Origin of the sequence: Pseudomonas sp. SJZ080 (genome assembly GCF_007828295.1) — a bacterium.
Taxonomy (GTDB): domain Bacteria; phylum Pseudomonadota; class Gammaproteobacteria; order Pseudomonadales; family Pseudomonadaceae; genus Aquipseudomonas; species Aquipseudomonas migulae_A.
Map to the genome: position 1 here is coordinate 151,271 of NZ_VIUK01000010.1, position 21,844 is coordinate 173,114.

Genomic DNA, 21,844 nt, shown 5'->3' on the forward strand with positions numbered 1-21,844 from the left:
TGGTGCCCGGGGTGCGCTGGGGTATGTTGCTGGGTTCTGATGAGCTAAAGCAACACCTGAATAAATACCACCCCCCCCCTGTTGGAGCCGGCTTGCTGGCGATGGCGATTCCAAAGACGCCATCGCCAGCAAGCCGGCTCCTACAAGGACGGTGTTGTCAGGCGAGTTCGGGGGTGGTGGCGTAAGCCTGTTCCAGCAGAACAGTAAAGCGGTTGAACGCTGCGATGGCGCCTCTATCCAGCTCTGCTTCTTCCTGCTCGGTGAGCTCCAGACCATCCAGGGTCTTGACGAAGCTTTTCCAGCCTTCAGCGCGGCCACCGGCCGGTTCGCCGAGGTGACGGGCGCCGAAGGTTTCGCTCAGGCCCAAGCCCGCTGCGCGCTTGATCAGGAACGCTGCGCCAAGCTTCGAGCCTTCGGAAACAAACAACCAACCCAGCGCTTCGGCCTTGGTCGGATTCTTCACGGCACCCGCGACGGGTGCCGGCACTCCGGTTTCCAGATCAGCCAGGTCAGCCTTGGCCGCTTCGGCACGGCAGCGTGCCGCCAGATCAGGAACGATGGCGATCAGTTCGGCATCGTTGTACAGCCCCACCAGTTCCGACTGGAACAAATACTGCGCAACCACGAAACGGGCGAAACTGGCCTGGGTTTCGAACGGTGCGTGGGCTTTGACCAAGGCGTCGAGTCTGGTGTGTGGCTCGTTCGTGATCTGGTTCAAACGTTGCGAACGCAAAGCCGGGCGTCGAGCAGTGTCCTGGGTAGTCATGAGAAGTCCTTGAAGAAAAGAGGCGCTTGATAACGAGACGAACAAGAAGGCGCCTGACAGTAAAAAAACTCACTGTGCAGCTCTATTAAAAGCCGCACAGCGACATGGGCAGAATCAGATATCCCAGACCAGATTGACCGCGAAGTTGCGACCCGGTTGGGTCAGGCGATCAAGGTTGGCCGGGCTGATGACCGAAGCCTCGCCGACGCCGTCGTAACCGCGCACGTCATCCCACAGCCAGTACTTCTTGTCGGTCAGGTTGTAGACCCCGGCGCTGACGGTCACCTCGTCGGTCACTTTGTAGAAACCGGTCAGGTCCAGCACGCCGAAGCCCGGTGATTTGAACTGGCTGCTGACGCCATCCGGCGATTTGAATTTGGTGTCGTCGACGCGATCCTTCTTTTTCACCAGCGTCCAGCTGAGCAAGCCACCGTAGTTGTCCTGGTCGTAACCGAGGCCGAACACACCGGTCAGCGGGTTGACGCTGTTGATCGGTTCGCCGTTGTCGTTGTTGCGACCGTAGGCGTAGGCCACCGAGCCTTGGGTATACAGCCCTTGTGGCGCGCCGAACACGTCGAGGTTCAGACGTCCCTTGATCTCTGCGCCCTTGATGGTGGCGTGTTTGATGTTGGCGCTCTGGAAGGTCAGCTCGCTGTAACCGGGGGTGATGGCGTCCTCTTCGATGAAGTCGCGGTACTTGTTATAGAACACGGCCACATCGAAGGAGCCTGACTCGAAATTACCGCGCAGCCCGGTTTCGAAGCCTTTGCTGGTTTCCGGCTCGAGGTTCGGATTCGGTTCCACGCGATAGCCAGTGGTGGTGTTCTCGAAGCGCCCGAATAACGCCTTGGCGGTCGGCGTGCGGAAACCTTCGGCGTACTGGCCGTACCAGGTGTAGTGATCGGTCAGCGCGTAGGTCAGGCCGAATTTTGGCGACACACGGTGCCAGGTCTTGGTGTCGTCACTGACGGTGCCGCCAGGAGTAGCCGCCACCGTATTCATGAATTCCTGGGTGATGTGCGGCTTGAGCTCGGTGTAGTCGTAGCGCAGTCCCGGCAGGAAGGTCCATTTGTCCCAGCTGATCTGATCCTGGGCAAACAGGCTGTAGGTGTTGACGGTCGGGTCCGGGAAGTCGCTGGATTTTCTCAGGACATCCAGTGGGCTGACGGCACCGACGACGCGGCAGGAACCAAAAGACTGGTAGCAGGTGCCGTTGCCGCTGCGCGACCCGGTGACTTTCTGCTGCTTGATCGTGGTGCCGTAGGTCAGCAGGTGCTCGGTGTCGGCAATGCCGAAAGCCTTGTCCAGTTGTGCGTCGAATACCCACTGCTTTTCTTCGTAAAGGGTTTCCCGGGTGCGCAGCACTTTGCGCGAGAACGGGAAGTAGAACTCTTCGGTGCTTTGGTCAGTCTTGGCGACCTGATGGTTCAGGCTCCACTTGACGTTATCAACCAGCAGGCTGTCGAGGGCGAAGCTGTGTTCCAGGCCGAAACGCTCGCGGGTGACGGTGTCGTTGCCGGTGCGCCACTGGTACATGCCGCCGGGCAGAGCACTGTTTGAAACGGTTGGTGCGCCTTGGAAATAAGGACCGCCGTAAGCACTTTTCTGATCGGTGTCCCTGTCGTCCTTGTACTTTTCATATGTCAGGCCCAGACGCGAGTCTTCGTTGTAGTTCCAGCCAATCTTGGCCAGCACGTTGTAAGTGCGCACGTCTTCCGGGTTGGCCGCAGTGCGCGCCAGGCCGGTGCCATTGTTGCTACCGTAGGATTCGGTTTCGTGACCGTCGCGCTGGCTGTAATGCAGCAAGCCATCGAACTGGTCGGCGCGGCCGGCCACGGTGGCGGATTTCAGCCAGCTGTCGTCGGCGGAGCTGTAGCCGGTTTTCAGGCGGGCGCCGACGTCTTTGCCGGGCTTGATGATGTCGTTCGGGTCTAGGGTGAAATAGCTGACGGCGCCGCCGATGGCGTTGCTGCCGTACAGCACAGAGGCCGGACCGCGGAGGATTTCGACGCGTTTGATGATCTCCGGGTCGACGTAGTTGCGCTGGGTCTTGGCGTAGGGGCCGTTGAAGAAATCGTTCGGCACTTCGACGCCGTCGACCTGGGTCAAAATCCGGTCGCCGTCAATGCCGCGGATGTTGTAGCCGCTGATCCCGCCGCGCTGGCCGGCACCACCGACCGAAACGCCCGGTTCGTAACGCACCAGGTTCTTGATGGTGTTGACGTTGTTGCGGTCCAGCTCTTCGCGGGTGTGAACAGTGACGGTCCCCGGCACGCTCTCGATGCTTTGTTCCTGGCGGGTGGCGCTGATGGTCACCTGGTCCAGGTTGATCGCATTACTGTTACTGCGCTTCTCCAGCACGATGTTGTTGCCCAGTTTGCGATAGCTCAGGTTGGTCCCCACCAACAGGCGATCCAGGGCTTTCTCCGGCGACAGGGAGCCGCGCGCACCCGGCGAGGCCACGCCTTGCGCGAGTTCTGCCGGCAAGCCGACCTGCCAGCCCGTCACGGCAGTAAAGGCATTGAGTGCCGAGACCAGCGACTGTTGCGGGATGGCAAACGCGTAATCGCCCATGTTGCGCACCGGCTGCTCGGCGGCGGTGGCGGCCATGAGCGGCGCGCTGCCGGCCATGAGGATGGCGGCGGTCAGCAGTGAGAGCACGCGGGAAGGTGAAGAGGAGTGGCGGGTAAGGCGAGAGGACATCGATAGCGCTCCGTGTCGCACGAATCTTTATAGGTGCTGATTGGCATATGAAGATGCGAATCAATTGCATTGGCTATAACGAGACGTACGGGCTCAGGCTATCGAGTAAAAATAATTCTCATTTAGTTCAGGATCACCAGCGCCGGAAATTCCTGGAGCCGTGCCGAGGTGATGTGGGCCAGCGAACGGACGACGTCCAGCGGCTGGTCGAGGCGGTAATTGCCCGTCACGGCGACGTCCGCCAACTGTTCGTTGGTGTTGATGATCCAGCCCGGGTAGTAGCGCCGCAGTTCGGCCAGCACCTGGCTCAGCGGGCAGTTCTCGAACACCAGTCGGCCCTGGACCCAGGCCAGGTCGGTCGCGGCGTCGAGTTTGGCGGGCCGGTCGAAACCGTTGGGTCCGATGCGAATGCTCTCGCCGGCGGACAAGCGGATTCGCGCGTCGTCGCGAGTCGCGCGTAGATCGACATCGCCGCGCTGCACGCGAACCTGGGTCACGCCATCGAGGTAACGTACGGCGAACGCCGTGTCGTGCACGCTGGCCTTCACCGGGCCGGCATCGATTTCCAATGGCTGGCCGAGATGGGCCGGCACTTCGAAAAACGCTTCGCCTTGATACAGACGGGCGACATGCCTTTGATCATTGATGGTGCTGGAGAACGCCGAATTGGTATTGAGCAGGACCTTCGAGCCGTCTTCCAGTTGCAGGCGCTGACGTTCACCGACCACGGTCAAGTGATCGGCCTGAAGGCGCATCGGCACATTGCTGAAGCTGAACAAACCGAGAATCAGCACGGCAGCAGTGGCCAGTGGTTTCCAGTGCGGGCGCAGGCGCGACAGCACAGTCACCCTGGGCGGCAGGGCGGCCAGGTTTTGCGCACATTGCACGACTTGCGGGCCGTCCCAGATTGCCTGGGCCTTGGCGAACGCTTGCGCATGCAATGGATCAGCGTCCAGCCATTCGTGGAACTGCCGGGTTTGTTCCTCGCTCGCACTGCCCATGACGATCAGCCAGTCCAAAGCCTGGTCCATCGCGCTTGCGGCGTCCCGTGCCGGGGAAGGCGGAGGGGAGCGGTGGGTGTCCGTCACGGTGTTTCCTCGGCAGTGTCTGTGCACGGCTGTTTTTTTAGTGAAACCTGAAAGTGGGCAAGGGTAGCAAAGCGTGGCGTGCTCAGTCGCCGTTCAACCGCTCGGCGACACCGACGCAGATGGCCATGATCAGCTTCAGCTCCTTTTGCACGGTGCTCAACGACACGCCGAGTTTCTCGCAAATCTCCAGGTAACTGTGCCCGTGCAGGCGACTGAGGATGAAGATCTGTTGCTGGCGGGCGCTGAGTTCACCAAGGCTCACGTTCAAGCGCTCCAGCAGTTGTTCGGCATGGGCAGCGTCTTCGGCACTGCTGGCGGGGGCGGCGATACTTTCCACCACGTCCGGCGGAACGTCGTCGAGCATCGTGCGGGACTGAATGCGCCGCGCACGCAAATGGTCCAGCGCCAGGTTGCGGGCGGTCTGGAAAACAAAGGGTTCAAGGTGATCGATGGCGCGCTCGCCAAGGGCTCGGGTCACGCGCAGGTAGGTTTCCTGCAGGAGGTCTTCGGCGGTGCTGTGATTGTTGACCATCCGCTCCAAAGTGCGCAGCAGCGAAACCCGCTGGGCGATGAAGACGTGATTGAAGCGCGATTGACTCACGGGAAGACCTGATCCATTTCGAGCGAATGATAATGCTTATCATCCGCTCGAGTGGTCAAGTATTGATTTGTGAAGGTTTATGCCCGGCCCAACAGATACGTCGCGTAATCAGGGATGCGCTGTGAGTGCGCCTGATCCATCAGCGGGCTGCTGAGCAGGTAGTCGGCGCTGCATTCGTTGCAGGCTACCGGAATGTTCCAGACCGCCGCGACCCGCAGCAACGCCTTGATGTCCGGGTCGTGGGGCTGCGGTTCGAACGGATCCCAGAAGAACACCAGCATGTCGACCCGCTGCTCGGCGATTCGCGCGCCGAGTTGCTGGTCGCCGCCCAATGGGCCGCTGATCATGCTCTCCACCGGCAGGTCGAGGCGTTGTTGCAACAACAACCCCGTGGTACCAGTGGCAACCAGCTCATGTTGCGCGAGCTTGTCTTTGTGCCGCTCGGCCCAGTCCAGCAAAAACACCTTGCAGTGGTCATGGGCGACCAGGGCGATACGCTTGCGCGCTGCCACGGTCTTTTGCGTAAAGCTGATTCCGATCATGGGGTAGTCCGAAGGCAAATTACCGACGATGGTGTTCATGAGGCCGCCATCGCCAGCAAGATCGGGTACGCCGCAACCTTGTAGGAGCCGGCTTGCTGGCGATAGCGGTGTCACGGACGCCAACTTGAGTACGCCATCGCCAGCAAACCGGTCGGGTACGGTACAACCCTTGTAGGAGCCGGCTTGCTGGCGATGGCGGCATCACAGGTGACAACTTACTCGGCGTTGCACAACGCCAGGCAGTTATCGAGCATGCGGTTGGAGAAGCCCCATTCGTTGTCGTACCAGGCCAGGACCTTGAGCAGCTTGCCGCTGGACTTGGTGTGGTTGGCGTCGAAGATCGACGACAGCGGGTTGTGGTTGAAGTCGCTGGAGACCAGCGGCAGGGTGTTGTAGCCCAGAATCTTCGAATGCTGGCTGGCTTCCTTGAGCAGCGCGTTCACTTCATCGGCCGACGCTTCGCGCTTCAGTTGCACGGTCAGGTCCACCAGCGAGACGTTGATCACTGGAACACGCACCGCCATGCCGGTCAGTTTTCCTGCCAGTTCCGGCAGCACCAGGCCGACCGCTTCAGCGGCGCCGGTTTTGCTCGGGATCATGTTCTGAGTCGCCGAACGGGCGCGGTACGGGTCGGTGTGGTAGACGTCGGTCAGGTTCTGATCGTTGGTGTAGGCGTGAATCGTCGTCATCAGACCGCTTTCGATGCCCAGCTCGCGGTGCAGCACCTGAGCCACCGGTGCCAGGCAGTTGGTGGTGCACGACGCGTTGGAAATAATCTGATGGGATTGGCGCAGAATGTCGTGGTTAACCCCATACACCACAGTGGCGTCGGCGCCTTTGGCCGGGGCTGAGATGATCACTTTGCGTGCGCCGGCCGTAATATGCGCAGCGGCTTTGGCCCGGTCGGTGAACAAACCGGTGCATTCGAACACGACATCAATCTTTTCCGCGGCCCAGGGTAGCTCGGCCGGGTTACGAATGGCGCTGACGGAAATCCGGTCGCCGTTGACGGTCAGGCTTTCCTGATCGTGCTGGACATCGGCATCGAACGTGCCGTGAACGGTGTCGTACTTGAGCAGATGAGCGTTCATCGCGCTGTCGCCCAGATCGTTGATGGCAACGATCTGCAGATCCTGGCGATAGCCCTGGGTATACAGTGCGCGCAGGACGTTGCGGCCGATTCGGCCAAAACCATTGATTGCGATTCGAAGAGTCATTTAACAGGGCCGCCGTCGTTTTGTTGTTGGAATTACAAGATTATTCGCATAAAAATAGAAAACAAGCCTTTTTAATGGCAATATTTTGTTCAATCTACAACGAGTGACCTGAATCAACTGGTCCGAATGATCAAGAAAGCCGTCTGTCATCCCAACAACAACGGCTCTTGTTCAGCATAGACAATCAGGTCGCCACATCCGTTAGCCTGGAGTTCTACACATGCATCCCCGCGTCCTTGAGGTCACCGAACGGCTTATCGCCCGCAGCCGCGCAACACGCGAGGCTTACCTTGCGCTCATTCGCGGTGCAGCCAGCGACGGCCCGATGCGCGGCAAGCTGCAATGCGCCAACTTCGCCCACGGCGTGGCCGGTTGCGGCACCGAAGACAAGCACAGCCTGCGGATGATGAACTCCGCGAACATTGCGATCGTTTCGTCCTATAACGACATGCTCTCGGCGCACCAGCCGTATGAAGTTTTCCCTGAACAGATCAAAAAAGCCCTGCGCGAAATCGGCTCCGTCGGCCAGTTCGCCGGCGGCACCCCGGCGATGTGCGATGGCGTGACCCAAGGCGAACCGGGCATGGAACTGAGCCTGCCAAGCCGTGAAGTGATCGCGCTGTCCACCGCTGTTGCCCTTTCCCACAACATGTTCGACGGCGCGCTGATGCTCGGCATCTGCGACAAGATCGTGCCGGGCCTGATGATGGGCGCGTTGCGCTTCGGTCATCTGCCGATGATTTTCGTACCGGGCGGGCCGATGGTCTCGGGCATTTCCAACAAGCAGAAAGCCGATGTGCGTCAGCGTTATGCCGAAGGCAAGGCCTCGCGCGAAGAGCTGCTGGAGTCGGAAATGAACTCCTACCACAGCCCCGGCACCTGCACCTTCTACGGCACAGCCAACACCAACCAGTTGCTGATGGAAGTCATGGGCCTGCACTTGCCGGGCGCCTCGTTCGTCAATCCGAACACGCCGTTGCGCGAAGCCCTGACCCGCGAAGCGGCGCATCAGGTCACGCGCCTGACCAAGCAGAATGGCAATTTCATGCCGATCGGCGAAATCGTCGATGAGCGTTCGCTGGTCAACTCCATCGTGGCGCTGCACGCCACTGGTGGTTCGACCAACCACACGCTGCACATGCCGGCGATTGCCATGGCGGCGGGCATTCAACTGACCTGGCAGGACATGGCCGACCTCTCCGAAGTCGTGCCGACCCTGAGCCACGTCTACCCGAACGGCAAAGCCGACATCAACCACTTCCAGGCGGCGGGCGGCATGTCGTTCCTGATCCGCGAACTGCTGGAAGCCGGCCTGCTCCACGAAAACGTCAACACGGTTCTGGGCCACGGCCTGAGCCGTTACACCAAGGAACCGTTCCTCGATAACGGTGAGCTGGTGTGGCGCGAAGGCGTCACCGACAGCCTCGATGAAACCATCCTGCGCCCGGTGGCGCGTGCGTTTTCGCCCGAGGGCGGCTTGCGCGTGATGGAAGGCAACCTTGGACGTGGCGTGATGAAAGTCTCGGCGGTCGCCCTGGAAAACCAGATCGTCGAAGCACCGGCGATGGTGTTCCAGGATCAGCAGGATCTGGCTGACGCGTTCAAGGCCGGTTTGCTGGAGAAGGACTTTGTCGCGGTGATGCGCTTCCAGGGGCCGCGCTCTAACGGTATGCCGGAACTGCACAAGATGACGCCGTTCCTCGGCGTGCTGCAGGATCGCGGTTTCAAAGTCGCACTGGTGACTGACGGGCGCATGTCCGGCGCCTCGGGGAAAATCCCGGCGGCGATTCACGTCAGCCCCGAAGCATACGTGGGCGGCGCTTTGGCGCGAGTCCAAGAGGGCGATATCATCCGCGTCGATGGCGTCAAAGGCACCCTGGAGCTTAAGGTGGACGCCGAAGAATTTGCAGCGCGCACGCCGGCCAAGGGCCTGTTGGGCAACAACATTGGCACCGGTCGCGAACTGTTTGGTTTCATGCGCATGGCCTTCAGCTCCGCAGAGCAGGGCGCCAGCGCCTTTACTTCTGCCCTGGAGACGCTTAATTGAAACTGGCTTTGGTCGGTGACATCGGTGGGACCAACGCACGTTTCGCGTTGTGGAAAAACCAGCAGCTGGAATCGGTCCAGGTGCTGGCGACGGCGGATCATGCCAGCCCGGAAGAAGCCATCGGCGTCTACCTGAGCGGGCTCGGTCTGGCGTTGGGTTCGATCGGTTCGGTGTGCCTGTCGGTGGCCGGTCCGGTGAGCGGCGATGAATTCAAGTTCACCAACAATCACTGGCGCCTCAGCCGCAAGGCGTTCTGTCAGACCTTGCAGGTCGATCAACTGCTGCTGGTCAACGACTTCTCGGCGATGGCGCTGGGCATGACCCGTTTGCAACCGGGCGAATTCCGCGTGGTGTGCGAAGGCACGCCGGAACCGTTGCGGCCGGCGGTGGTGATTGGTCCTGGCACGGGCCTGGGCGTCGGCACCTTGCTCGACCTGGGCGAGGGCCGCTTCGCCGCATTGCCGGGCGAGGGTGGTCACGTCGATTTGCCGTTGAGCAGCCCGCGTGAAACTCAGCTGTGGCAGCACATCTTCAATGAAATCGGGCATGTCAGTGCTGAAACGGCGTTGAGTGGCAGCGGTTTGCCGCGCGTCTATCGGGCGATTTGTGCGGTGGACGGGCACACGCCTGTGCTCGAAACACCGGAAGCGATTACGGCGGCCGGTCTGGCAGGTGATCCGATTGCGCTGGAAGTGCTGGAGCAATTCTGCTGCTGGCTCGGTCGCGTCGCCGGCAACAATGTGCTCACCCTGGGCGCACGCGGTGGTGTGTTTATCGTCGGTGGGGTGATTCCGCGGTTTGCCGATTTCTTCCTTGAAAGCGGTTTCGCCCGGTGTTTTGCCGACAAGGGCTGCATGAGCGATTACTTCAAGGGGATTCCGGTGTGGCTGGTGACGGCGCCGTATTCCGGGTTGGTCGGCGCAGGTGTGGCGCTCGACCAGGCTTGAGGCCGGGTTTGTTTCATCGCCAGCAAGCCGGCTCCTACCAAGACTCCGCGGCCCCCTGTAGGAGCCGGCTTGCTGGCGATGGGGCCAGAACAGACACCAACGATTTATGATCGATCAGGCATAATCCGCCCAATTCAAACAACAAGGACGCCGCCCCGTGAGCTCAGTCAACAAGTCGATTTTGTTGGTCGATGACGATCAAGAGATACGCGAGTTGCTGGACACCTACCTGACCCGCGCGGGTTTCCAGGTGCGTACCACGCCCGATGGCGCCGGTTTCCGCCAGGCGTTGAACGAGGCGCCGAGCGATCTGGTGATCCTCGACGTGATGCTGCCCGACGAAGACGGTTTCAGCCTCTGCCGCTGGATTCGCCAGCATCCGCGTCAGGCGCAGGTGCCGATCATCATGCTCACTGCCAGCTCCGATGAAGCCGACCGCGTCATCGGTCTGGAGCTGGGCGCCGACGACTACCTCGGCAAACCCTTCAGCCCCCGTGAATTGCAGGCGCGCATCAAAGCCTTGTTGCGCCGCGCGCAGTTCGGTCAGGAGCGTTCCGGCAGTGAAGTGCTGGCGTTCGATGACTGGCGCCTGGACATGGTCAGCCATCGGCTGTTCCACATCGACGGGGAGGAAGTGATTCTCTCCGGCGCCGATTTCGCCCTGTTGAAACTGTTCCTTGATCACCCGCAGGAAATCCTCGACCGCGACACCATCGGCAACGCCACCCGTGGCCGCGATCTGATGCCGCTGGACCGGATCGTCGACATGGCAGTCAGCCGTTTGCGCCAACGCCTGCGCGATACGGAAAAGCCGCCACGGCTGATCCGCACCGTGCGCGGCAGTGGCTACCAACTGGCAGCCAATGTGGTTGCCAGCAATGGTCACTGAGTTTTTCCGCAAGCTCGCGGCCAAGGTGCCAGTGCCACGTTCGCTGCTCGGGCGGATGTTGTTGCTGACCCTGCTGGCGGTGCTGTTCGCCCAGGCGCTGTCGAGTGTGATCTGGGTCTCGCAACTGCGGGCCACGCAGCTTGAAGGCCTGGTCACCAGCGCCCGCAGCCTCGCCCATTCGATGACCGCCAGCGTCAGTTACTTTCGTTCGTTGCCGGTCGCGTTCAGGCCGCTGGTGCTCGACCAGTTGCGCAGCATGGGCGGCACCCGTTTTGTCGTGACCCTCAATGACAAACCCTTGGGCATGGAAGTGCTGCCGGTTACCCCGCGCAAAGAAGCCGTGCTCAAAGCGGTGGACGAAGTGCTGCGCCAGTCGCTCGGCCAGGACACGGATATTTCGGTGACGTTCGTGAGTCCCGAAGACCTGCGGATTTTCAACGGTGGCCTGAAGCTCGATGAGCTGCCGCGCTCCTGGGCGCATTACGCGTTGACCCTGGAACCGGTGAATCCGCCGGTGCTGGTCACGCAAATCCAGATGGCGCCGGGCGAGTGGCTGTACATCGCCTCGCTGTTGCCCGAGCCCTACACCAGCCTTGAAGAGCAGGGGCTGCCGGCTCAGCAAGTCTGGTTCATCGTCCTCACCAGCGGTTTTTTGCTGTTGTTCATCGGCCTGCTGGTGCACTGGCAGAGCCGGCCGCTCAAGCGTCTGGCGCGTGCTGCGCGGGACATGTCCCTCGGTGCCGAAGTCGAACCGGTGGCGGAGGGCGGCGGCAGTGAGGTGGTTGAAGTGGGTCGCGCCTTCAACGCCATGCGCGAACGCATCAGCCGTTACCTGACTGAACGCAGCCAGTTGTTCAGCGCGATTTCCCATGATTTGCGCACACCGATTACACGACTGCGACTGCGGGTGGAATTGCTCGAAGACGAAAAGCTGCAAGCCAAGTTCGGCCGCGATCTGGATGAGCTGGAGCTGCTGGTCAAAGGCGCGTTGCAATGCGTGAAAGACACAGACATCCACGAAAACATCGAGCAGGTGGATCTTAACCATGTGCTCGATTGCCTGGTGGAGCCGTATCTGGCGCCCAATGGCAACGGTCGCGTGACTCAGCAGGGCCGGGCGCTGGCGGCGTATCCGGGCAAACCGCTGGCGCTCAAGCGCTGCATCGGCAACCTGATCGACAACGCCCTGAAGTACGGGCAGAACGCGCACCTGCATATCGATGACGACGAGAACGCGTTTGTTCTGCATGTCGATGATGAAGGGCCGGGCGTGCCGGAGCAGCGGCTGGAGCAGGTGTTCGAGCCACACTTTCGCCTGGCCGGGCAGCAGCAGGGTTATGGGTTGGGGTTGGGCATTGCGCGCAATATTGCCCATAGTCATGGCGGGGAAGTCAGCCTGCAGAATCTGCGTGAAGGTGGATTGCGGGTGACCCTCCAATTGCCTCGATCAATCGACTGAAAAAACACAAATCCCTGTAGGAGCCGGCTTGCTGGCGATAGCGGTGTGCCTGACACACCGCGTTATCGCTGATCGCCAGCAAGCCGGCTCCTACACAAACGACCAGGCGCCACGCCCGAGAATTGTCACGGGTTGGTGACATAACTCGCCCCCTTCGTTACAAGCCCGCCACTGCCCGTTGTTTAGACTGCCCGCAGTCATAACAACAAAAAAGGCACCCCATGGACACCTTCCAACCCGCCTTCAGCAGTTGGCTGAACGCACCGGCCCATCAGCAGTGGCTCGCCGCCGAAGGCCTGCGCCTGCTGGCGTTTGCCAAGGCATCGAAGCTCCCCGAAGGCTTCGGCAATCTCGATGAAAAAGGCCGGCTCCCGGCCGGCGCCCACGCCGAAACCATGAACACCGCACGCATGACCCACAGCTTCGCCATGGCGCACATCCAGGGCCTGCCGGGTTTCGCCGAGCTGGTGGATCACGGCATCAATGCCCTTCGCGGGCCGTTGCGCGATGCCGAACATGGTGGCTGGTTCGCCACCGCGCATCCGCTTGATGACAACACCGGCAAGGCCGCTTACCTGCACGCCTTCGTTGCCCTGGCCGCCAGTTCCGCCGTGATTGCGCAGCGTCCCGGCGCGCAAGCCTTGCTCGATGACGCGATCAACATCATCGACACGCATTTCTGGAGCGAAGAGGAGGGCGCGATGCGCGAATCCTTCAATCGCGACTGGAGTGAAGAAGAACGCTATCGCGGCGCCAACAGCAACATGCACGCCACCGAAGCCTTCCTCGCCCTGGCCGATGTCACGCAAGACAATCGCTGGTTGTGCCGCGCGCAACGGATCGTCGAGCGCGTGATCCACGGTCACGCCGCCGCCAACGATTACCTGGTGGTCGAGCATTTCGACCGCGACTGGCAGCCGCTGCACGAGTACAACCACGACAACCCGGCCGACGGTTTCCGTCCTTACGGCACCACGCCGGGCCACGGCTTTGAATGGGCCCGGCTGTTGCTGCACCTCGAAGCCGCGCGAGTACAGGCCGGGATGCTGACGCCGGGGTGGCTCGCCACCGACGCGCAAAAACTCTTCGAGCACAACTGCCGCCACGGCTGGGAGGTCGACGGGCTGCCCGGGATTGTCTACACCCTCGACTGGGACAACCGCGCGGTGGTTCGCCATCGCCTGCACTGGACCCATTGCGAAGCCAGCGCCGCCGCCAGCGCGTTGCTCAAACGCACGGGCGAGGCGCACTACGAAACCTGGTACCGACTGTTCTGGGAATTTTGTGACAGTCATTTCATCGACCGTTGCGATGGCAGTTGGTATCACGAGCTCGATCCGCAGAACCGCCCGAGCGCCGATATCTGGGCCGGCAAACCCGATCTCTATCACGCCTGGCAAGCCGTGCTTATTCCGCGCCTGCCACTGGCGCCGAGCATGGCCAGTGCCTTGGCGAGGTTGTCCCAGAGCGGTTCTATGTAACCATGCGGTGACATTCACGCGTCCCTTCGTTACCTGCGAGGGGATGACTCCTGTTTAAAATCCAATGCAGCGCAAGCACCAGACTTGCATGCATAACAACAAGAAAGGTACTTCTAGATGAACGCGATTTCTCGCCTCGCTACTGTCATTTCTCTCGCGTCGCTGCTTCCCCTTAGTGCATTTCCCCTCAGTGCCCTTGCCGCCGATTCCAAAGGTTCAGTGGAAGTCGTTCACTGGTGGACGTCGGGTGGTGAAAAAGCAGCGGTCGATGTCCTCAAGGCTCAAGTCGAAAAAGACGGCTTCACCTGGAAGGACGGCGCAGTCGCCGGGGGTGGCGGTTCCACGGCCATGACCGTACTGAAAAGCCGCGCCGTCGCCGGTAACCCACCGGGCGTTGCACAGATTAAGGGGCCGGACATCCAGGAGTGGGGCAGCACTGGTCTGCTCAGCACCGACACCCTGAAAGACGTTTCCAAGTCTGAAGGCTGGGATAACCTGCTGATCAAGAAAGTCTCCGACACCGTCAAATACGAAGGTGACTACGTTGCTGTTCCGGTGAACATTCACCGTGTGAACTGGCTGTGGATCAACCCACAAGTGTTCAAGAAAGCCGGCATCGACAAAGCACCGACCACCCTCGAAGAATTCTACGCCGCTGGCGACAAGCTCAAGGCCGCCGGCTTCATCGCGCTCGCCCACGGTGGCCAGCCTTGGCAGGACAGCACCGTGTTTGAAGACGTGGTGCTCTCGGTCATGGGCGCCGACGGTTACAAAAAAGCCCTGGTAGACCTGGATCAGAAAACCCTCTCCGGGCCTGAAATGACCAAGTCGTTCACCGAGCTGAAAAAACTCACCGGCTACATGGACCCAAACCGCGCCGGTCGTGACTGGAACATCGCTGCCGCCGACGTCATCAACGGCAAGGCCGGCATGCAGATGATGGGTGACTGGGCGAAAAGCGAATGGACCGCGGCCAACAAAGTCGCCGGCAAGGACTACCAGTGCGTGCCGTTCCCGGGCACCGAAAAAGCCTTCACCTACAACATCGACTCGATGGCTGTATTCAAGTTGAAAGCTGATCGCAAGGGTGACATCGCCGCCCAGCAAGACCTGGCCAAGGTCGCTCTGGGTACCGATTTCCAGAAAGTCTTCAGCATCAACAAGGGTTCGATCCCGGTCCGTACCGACATGCTGAACGAGATGGACAAGCTCGGTTTCGACGCCTGCGCTCAAACCGCCGCCAAGGACTTCCTGGCGGACGAGAAGACCGGCGGCCTGCAACCGAGCATGGCGCACAACATGGCCACTTCCCTGGCTGTGCAAGGCGCGATCTTCGACGTGGTCACCAACTTCATGAACGACAAGAACGCTGACCCGGCCAAGGCCAGCGCGCAACTGGCATCGGCTGTCAAAGCCGCCCAGTAATCCCGAGCGCCACGGGTTGACCTGTGGCCTCATTCGACGCGCTCTCCTGTAGGAGCCGGCTTGCTGGCGAGGCGGTGTGCCTGACACACCTCGCCGCCTGAATCGCTAGCAAGCCAGCTCCGACAGATTGCTCTTCAATTCTTACACTGGATTATCCCGATGAGCTCTGTGGCGGTTTTCAGCAAAGCCTCACCGTTCGATGCGCTGCAACGCTGGTTACCCAAGTTGGTACTCGCACCAAGCATGCTCATCGTGTTGGTTGGTTTCTACGGTTACATCATCTGGACATTCGTACTGTCCTTCACCAATTCCAGCTTCATGCCGAGCTACAAATGGGTCGGCCTGCAGCAATACATGCGCCTGATGGACAACGACCGCTGGTGGGTCGCGAGCAAGAACCTCGCGCTCTTCGGCGGCATGTTCATCGGCATCAGCCTTGTCCTGGGCGTGTTCCTCGCGGTGCTGCTGGACCAGCGCATCCGCAAGGAAGGCTTCATCCGCACCGTTTACCTGTACCCGATGGCGCTGTCGATGATCGTCACCGGTACCGCCTGGAAATGGCTGCTCAACCCAGGCCTGGGCCTGGACAAAATGCTGCGTGACTGGGGCTGGGAAGGCTTCCGTCTCGACTGGCTGGTGGATCAGGATCGCGTGGTTTACTGCCTGGTGATCGCCGCTGTGTGGCAAGCCTCCGGGTTTGTGATGGCGATGTTCCTGGCCGGTCTGCGCGGTGTCGATCAATCGATCATCCGTGCCGCGCAAGTCGACGGTGCGAGCCTGCCGACCATCTATTTGAAGATCGTCCTGCCGAGCCTGCGCCCGGTGTTTTTCAGCGCCTTCATGATCCTTGCGCACATCGCGATCAAGAGCTTCGACCTGGTGGCGGCGATGACGGCGGGCGGTCCCGGCTACTCGTCCGACCTGCCGGCAATGTTCATGTATTCCTTCACTTTCAGCCGTGGCCAGATGGGCATCGGTTCGGCCAGCGCCATGCTGATGCTCGGTGCCGTGCTGACCATCCTCGTGCCGTACCTGTACTCCGAGCTGCGAGGCAAACGCCATGACTAATCAACTCGGAAAACCGACGCTGAGTTTCAGTCGCATCGCGATTTACGCCACGCTTCTGCTGGCTGCTGCGGTGTACCTGATTCCGCTGATCGTGATGCTGCTGACCAGCTTCAAATCCCCGGAAGACATCCGTACCGGCAACCTGCTGAGCTGGCCGACCGTCATTGACGGCATCGGCTGGATCAAGGCCTGGGACGTGGTCGGCGGCTACTTCTGGAACTCGGTGAAAATCACTGTGCCAGCGGTTCTGATCTCGACCTTCATCGGTGCCATGAACGGTTACGTGCTGTCGATGTGGCGCTTCCGTGGCTCACAGTTGTTCTTCGGCCTGCTGCTGTTTGGCTGCTTCCTGCCATTCCAGACCGTGCTGCTGCCGGCATCGTTCACCCTCGGCAAGTTCGGCCTGGCCAACACCACCACGGGTTTAGTGCTGGTACACGTGGTCTACGGCCTGGCGTTCACCACGCTGTTCTTCCGTAACTACTACGTGAGCATTCCGGATGCGCTGGTCAAGGCTGCACGCCTGGATGGCGCAGGCTTCTTCACGATTTTCTGGAAGATCCTGCTGCCGATGTCGATCCCGATCGTGATGGTCTGCCTGATCTGGCAGTTCACCCAGATCTGGAATGACTTCCTGTTCGGCGTGGTCTTCGCCAGTGGCGATGCCCAGCCAATTACCGTGGCCCTGAACAACCTGGTCAACACCAGCACCGGGGCCAAGGAATACAACGTTGATATGGCCGCCGCGATGATCGCCGGGCTGCCGACACTGCTGGTCTACATATTCGCTGGCAAGTATTTCCTGCGTGGGCTGACGTCCGGCGCGGTCAAGGGGTAGAAACATGGCAACTCTCGAATTACGCAACGTCAACAAGACCTACGGCACCGGTTTGCCGGACACCCTGAAAAATATCGAACTGAAGATCGATGACGGTGAGTTCCTGATTCTGGTCGGCCCGTCGGGCTGCGGTAAATCCACACTGATGAACTGCATCGCCGGTCTGGAAAACATCAGCGGCGGCGCGATCCTGGTGGATGACGCCGACATCAGCGGCATGAGCCCGAAAGATCGCGACATCGCCATGGTGTTCCAGTCCTACGCGCTGTACCCGACCATGAGCGTGCGCGACAACATCGCCTTCGGCCTGAAGATCCGCAAAATGCCCGCCGCTGAAATCGACGAAGAAGTCGCTCGCGTCTCCAAGCTGTTGCAGATCGAACATCTGCTCAGCCGCAAGCCCGGACAGCTTTCCGGTGGTCAGCAACAGCGCGTGGCGATGGGCCGTGCCCTGGCGCGGCGGCCGAAGATTTACCTGTTCGACGAACCGCTGTCCAACCTCGACGCCAAGCTGCGCGTCGAGATGCGCACCGAAATGAAACTGATGCACCAGCGCCTGAAAACCACCACGGTCTACGTGACCCACGACCAGATCGAAGCGATGACGCTGGGCGACAAGGTGGCGGTGATGAAGGACGGGATCATTCAACAGTTCGGCACGCCGAAAGACATCTACAACAACCCGGCCAACCTGTTCGTGGCGAGCTTCATCGGTTCACCGCCGATGAACTTCATTCCCCTGCGTTTGCAACGCAAGGACGGTCGTCTGTTGGCGCTGCTCGACAGCGGTCAGGCGCGCTGCGAGTTGCCGTTGGGCATGCAGGATGCCGGTCTGGAAGACCGCGAAGTGATCCTCGGCATGCGCCCTGAGCAGATCGTGCTGGCGGGCAGCGAGCCGAATGGTTTGCCGACCATTCGCGCCGAAGTGCAGGTCACCGAGCCGACCGGTCCCGACACGCTGGTGTTCGTCAATCTCAATGAAACCAAGGTCTGCTGCCGCCTGGCGCCGGACGTTGCACCGGCCGTGGGCGAGACCCTGACGCTGCAATTCGATCCATCGAAAGTGTTGTTGTTCGATGCCAAGACCGGGGAGCGCCTGGGGGTGGCCGGTCAACCGCAACTCGAAGCACGAGCTGCCAACGTGACCCAGTTCAAAGGCCGCTGAAGATCAATTGTAGGAGCCGGCTTGCTGGCGATAGCGGTGTGTCATTCAACGCAAATGTCGACTGACACACCGCTATCGCCAGCAAGCCGGCTCCTGCAAGGGGGAATCCGCGGCGGGTGGCCTGTCATCCGTCGCAACTGATGTAACCGCGTTAAATAAAAACAGTTAATAACAATAAAACGAGGATGTAGGGATGAAGAAGAACAACAGCGCTCAGCTTATCTGCCAGTTGTCAGCGATTGCGGCAATGATGCTGGCCGGCAGTGTGCACGCGGCTGACGCGTTCAGCGCAGATTCCGAATGGATGACCGGTGATTGGGGTGGTGAGCGGACCAAGCTGATCGAGCAAGGCATCGACATCAAGATGGACTACGTCGGTGAAGTGGGCGGCAACCTTCACGGCGGCTACAACAATGACAAGACAGCGCGTTACGCCGACCAGTTTGGCCTGGGCGTGGCGCTGGATCTGCAAAAGCTGTGGGGCTGGGATAACACCCAGGCGAAGATCCAGCTGACCAACCGTAACGGTGAGAACATCTCCAATGATCGTGTCGGCGACCCGCGTGCCGGCACCTTGAGTTCTTCCCAGGAAGTCTACGGTCGTGGCCACATGGTCCGACTGACCCAGTTGTGGATCAAACACCAGTTCCTCGACGGTAAACTGGACGTCAAGGCGGGTTACTTCGGCGAAGGCGAAGACTTCAACACCTTCCCTTGCGAGTTCCAGAACCTGGCGTTCTGCGGTTCCCAGGTGGGTAACTGGGCGACCAATATCTGGTACAACTGGCCAGTCAGTCAGGCCGCGATCCGTGTGAAGTACAACATCTCGCCCGAGTTCTATGCGCAGATCGGCGCCTACAACCAGAACCCATCGCAACTGGAGCACGGCAACGGCTTCAAGCTCAGCGGCAGTGGTACCAAGGGCACCGTGTTGCCGGTCGAACTGGTCTGGTTGCCTAACCCGAACAACCTGCCGGGCGAATACCGTGTCGGTTACTACAAAAGCACGGCCAGCGCCGATGACGTTCGTGAAGACGACAACGGCAATGATGCGGCAACCAGCGGCAACGCTTACCGCAGCCACAGCAGCAAGTCCGGCTACTGGTTCGTGGCGCAACAACAGCTGACCGACCACAACGGTGACAAGAGCCGCGGCCTGACCGTTTCGGCCAACGCCACGTTCCACGACAAGGACACCAACATCGTCGACAACTATCAGTCGCTGATGTTTGTGTACAAGGGCCCGTTCGATGCTCGTCCGAAAGATGACGTCGGTATCGGTTTCGCCCGTATCCATGTCAACGATGACGTGAAGAAAAACGCCGAGCTGGTCAACGCCTCCAATGGTGTCACCCAGTACGAAGATCCACGCTTTGCGCCACTGCGTGACACTGAATACAACTACGAGATCAACTACGGCTTCCACGTTACCAACTGGCTGACCGTGCGTCCCAACCTGCAATACATCACTCACCCGGGCGGTGTGGATGAAGTCGACAACGCGCTGGTGGCCGGCCTGAAAATTCAGTCGGTGTTCTAACGCTGTTGCGATAAGCTCCTCTCTATGTGCGCATTTTTGCGGACAGCCCAGGCTGTCCGCTTTTTTTTGTGGTATGCCAACGCACACCTGTGGCGAGGGGATTCACTGGGCACAAGAGTATGAGTACATCCATGATTTTCAGGACCGTGGCACATGCATGAGCATCCGCTACAACGCTTCTTCAAATCCTTGCGCGAACGTCCGGTGTTTGCGTGGGAGCGCTATCAGATGCGCGACGTGCTGGTGATCGATCATCCCCTGTGTCAGGCGGTGTTCAGTCGGCAGGGCGCACAATTGCTGCACTTCCAGCCCAAAGGGCAGAAACCCTGGCTCTGGTGCGCGGCGAAGTGGCCGCATGTCGGCGCGATTCGCGGCGGCGTGCCGGTGTGTTGGCCGTGGTATGGCCGGCATCCGAGTGAAAACGCGTGGCCGTCCCATGGCTGGGCGCGGTTGCTGGACTGGAAACTGCTCGACAGTCGCCATGACGAAGAGGGCGTGCACCTGCATTGGCAACTGCAGTTGTGTGACTGGCAAGTGGACCTGCATGCCCACCTTGGCGAACGCATGGAATTGCGCCTGAGCACCGAGCATCAGGACAGCCTGCCGTGCCAATTGAGTCAGGCGTTGCATGCCTATTGGCGTATCGGTGACGTCGGTGAGGTAGCGCTGTCTGGGCTCGACGGTGCGCAAGGTTACGACCAGTTGAACCGCCAGGTTTGCCAGCAGGAAGGCGAGTTGCGGGTAGAGGGTGGCTGTCAGCGAGTGTTCCAGCATGACGGCGAATTGCAGCTCAAGGATCACGCCTGGCAGCGGGAATTGTGCATTGATACCGGGGATGATGCGGACACGGTGGTCTGGCATCCCGGGACGCGTCCACTATTGGGCGTCAGTTGGAACGAGATTTCCGAGTTTGTCTGTGTGGAAGCGGCGAGTGGCGGGACCGATAGCCTGAGCCTGGCGCCGGGGCAGAAGGCTCATCTGAGTTTGCAGGCGCGGGTGGGGGCATGATTTTTTGGTGTGGCCGCCGACCCCTTCGCGAGCAAGCCCGCTCCCACAGTTGACCAGGTTCCTTGAGTTGGAATGCGGTCGAATGTGGGAGCGGGCTTGCTCGCGAAGGTGGCCTATCAGGCAACGAAGAACTCGGGCGATATCAGTTGAACTCATCCCCAATCGGATACCGACTGGCATTCAGACTCTCTTTGATCTTGCGCAAATGCGGCTGGAAGTCCACGCCACGGCGCAACGTCATGCCGGTCGCCAGCACGTCCAGCACGGTGAGCTGAATGATCCGCGACGTCATCGGCATATAGATGTCGGTGTCTTCCGGCAGCGGAATGTTCAGGCTCAGCGTACTGGCCTTGGCCAGCGGCGAGCCTTCGGCGGTCAGCCCAAGCACCGAGGCGCCGTTTTCCCGGGCGATGCGCGCCACTTCCACCAGTTCGCGGGTGCGGCCGGTGTAGGAAATGATCACGAACAGCTCGCCGGTGTGGGCCACCGAAGCAATCATCCGTTGCATCAGCACATCGGCATGGGCGGTGACTGCCAGGTTGAAGCGGAAGAATTTGTGCTGCGCATCCAGTGCCACCGGGGCCGAGGCGCCGAGGCCGAAGAAGTGGATCTGCCGGGCCTGAATCAACAGGTCGACGGCGCGGCTGATCAGGTTCGGGTCCAGCGCCTGCAAGGCACTGTCCAATGACGCGATGGCGCTGCCGAAAATCTTCTTGGTATAGGCTTCCGGATTATCGTCGGCCTCGACCGCGCGGCTGACATAAGCGGCGCCACTGGCCAGGCTCTGGGCCAGCTGAAGCTTGAGCTCCGGGTAGCCGCTGACGCCGAACGAGCGGCAGAAACGGTTCACTGTCGGTTCGCTGACCTTGGAGGCCTGGGCGAGGGCAGCGATGCTGAACCGGGTGGCCTGCTCTGGGTTGAGCAGGATCACTTCGGCGACTTTGCGTTCCGCCTTGTTCAGGTCTTCAAGGCGATTCTGGATCTGTTCCAGTAAATTTCGCACGCGGTCCATATGATTTCCTAGGTTTTGCAATGCAAATAAGGGCTCGGCTATGCAAAT

The 21,844-nt window shown here is 60.4% G+C and carries 18 protein-coding genes; 11 read left to right on the plus strand and 7 right to left on the minus strand.

The genetic code is table 11. The features are described 5' to 3' along the window. Positions 1-157 precede the first annotated feature (157 nt). The 6 genes from FBY04_RS15515 to gap form a co-directional block, all read right to left on the minus strand. Positions 158-766: a biliverdin-producing heme oxygenase gene (locus FBY04_RS15515; RefSeq protein WP_145315735.1), complete on the minus strand. Its 609-nt coding sequence runs from the start codon at positions 764-766 to the stop codon at positions 158-160. Between the two features lie 114 nt (positions 767-880). After that, positions 881-3,469, minus strand: a complete 2,589-nt coding sequence (locus tag FBY04_RS15520; RefSeq protein ID WP_145315736.1) for a TonB-dependent receptor — start codon at positions 3,467-3,469, stop codon at positions 881-883. Positions 3,470-3,591: 122 nt separating this feature from the next. Continuing rightward, positions 3,592-4,557: a FecR domain-containing protein gene (locus tag FBY04_RS15525; protein WP_145315737.1), complete on the minus strand. Its 966-nt coding sequence runs from the start codon at positions 4,555-4,557 to the stop codon at positions 3,592-3,594. A gap of 82 nt (positions 4,558-4,639) precedes the next feature. Then, the gene (locus FBY04_RS15530; RefSeq protein WP_084319017.1) at positions 4,640-5,158 is read right to left on the minus strand and encodes an RNA polymerase sigma factor; all 519 of its coding nucleotides are present in this window, start codon (positions 5,156-5,158) and stop codon (positions 4,640-4,642) included. Between the two features lie 77 nt (positions 5,159-5,235). After that, positions 5,236-5,700: a methylglyoxal synthase gene (locus FBY04_RS15535; RefSeq protein WP_145315761.1), complete on the minus strand. Its 465-nt coding sequence runs from the start codon at positions 5,698-5,700 to the stop codon at positions 5,236-5,238. 215 nt (positions 5,701-5,915) lie between these two features. Continuing rightward, a complete protein-coding gene (gene gap / locus FBY04_RS15540) occupies positions 5,916-6,917 on the minus strand; it encodes a type I glyceraldehyde-3-phosphate dehydrogenase (RefSeq protein WP_008031008.1) in 1,002 nt (333 codons plus the stop codon). Positions 6,918-7,137: 220 nt separating this feature from the next. Here gap and edd point away from each other — a divergent pair, with 220 nt between their 5' ends. The 11 genes from edd (at position 7,138) to FBY04_RS15595 (ending at position 20,784) form a co-directional block, all read left to right on the plus strand. Then, positions 7,138-8,964, plus strand: a complete 1,827-nt coding sequence (gene edd / locus FBY04_RS15545) for a phosphogluconate dehydratase (RefSeq protein WP_084319019.1) — start codon at positions 7,138-7,140, stop codon at positions 8,962-8,964. Further along, a complete protein-coding gene (locus tag FBY04_RS15550; protein ID WP_084319021.1) occupies positions 8,961-9,911 on the plus strand; it encodes a glucokinase in 951 nt (316 codons plus the stop codon). Before edd ends, FBY04_RS15550 begins: the two co-directional genes overlap by 4 nt. 157 nt (positions 9,912-10,068) lie before the next feature. Further along, a complete protein-coding gene (locus FBY04_RS15555; protein WP_007903365.1) occupies positions 10,069-10,800 on the plus strand; it encodes a response regulator in 732 nt (243 codons plus the stop codon). Continuing rightward, positions 10,790-12,259 (plus strand): ATP-binding protein, encoded by a 1,470-nt coding sequence (locus FBY04_RS15560; RefSeq protein ID WP_145315738.1) that lies wholly within the window; start codon positions 10,790-10,792, stop codon positions 12,257-12,259. Before FBY04_RS15555 ends, FBY04_RS15560 begins: the two co-directional genes overlap by 11 nt. Before the next feature lie 221 nt (positions 12,260-12,480). Beyond that, positions 12,481-13,740 carry an AGE family epimerase/isomerase gene (locus FBY04_RS15565; RefSeq protein ID WP_145315739.1) on the plus strand — a complete coding sequence of 420 codons (1,260 nt, stop codon included), beginning with the start codon at positions 12,481-12,483 and terminating at the stop codon, positions 13,738-13,740. A gap of 117 nt (positions 13,741-13,857) precedes the next feature. Next, entirely contained in the window at positions 13,858-15,165 is a 1,308-nt protein-coding gene (locus FBY04_RS15570) for an ABC transporter substrate-binding protein (protein ID WP_084319027.1), read from the plus strand. A 159-nt stretch (positions 15,166-15,324) separates the two neighbouring features. Further along, on the plus strand, positions 15,325-16,233 hold the full coding sequence (locus FBY04_RS15575) for a carbohydrate ABC transporter permease (protein WP_084319029.1): 909 nt from the start codon (positions 15,325-15,327) through the stop codon (positions 16,231-16,233). Continuing rightward, positions 16,226-17,071 (plus strand): carbohydrate ABC transporter permease, encoded by an 846-nt coding sequence (locus FBY04_RS15580; RefSeq protein ID WP_084319031.1) that lies wholly within the window; start codon positions 16,226-16,228, stop codon positions 17,069-17,071. The genes FBY04_RS15575 and FBY04_RS15580 overlap by 8 nt, the downstream gene beginning before the upstream one ends. A 4-nt stretch (positions 17,072-17,075) precedes the next feature. Then, positions 17,076-18,236, plus strand: a complete 1,161-nt coding sequence (locus tag FBY04_RS15585) for an ABC transporter ATP-binding protein (protein ID WP_084319033.1) — start codon at positions 17,076-17,078, stop codon at positions 18,234-18,236. 193 nt (positions 18,237-18,429) lie between these two features. Beyond that, on the plus strand, positions 18,430-19,776 hold the full coding sequence (locus FBY04_RS15590; RefSeq protein WP_084319035.1) for a carbohydrate porin: 1,347 nt from the start codon (positions 18,430-18,432) through the stop codon (positions 19,774-19,776). Positions 19,777-19,929: 153 nt separating this feature from the next. Next, positions 19,930-20,784, plus strand: a complete 855-nt coding sequence (locus FBY04_RS15595) for a D-hexose-6-phosphate mutarotase (RefSeq protein WP_084319036.1) — start codon at positions 19,930-19,932, stop codon at positions 20,782-20,784. A gap of 142 nt (positions 20,785-20,926) precedes the next feature. Here the strand turns inward: FBY04_RS15595 and FBY04_RS15600 are convergent, their stop codons facing one another. Beyond that, the gene (locus tag FBY04_RS15600) at positions 20,927-21,787 is read right to left on the minus strand and encodes a MurR/RpiR family transcriptional regulator (protein ID WP_173667542.1); all 861 of its coding nucleotides are present in this window, start codon (positions 21,785-21,787) and stop codon (positions 20,927-20,929) included. Positions 21,788-21,844: the final 57 nt, after the last annotated feature.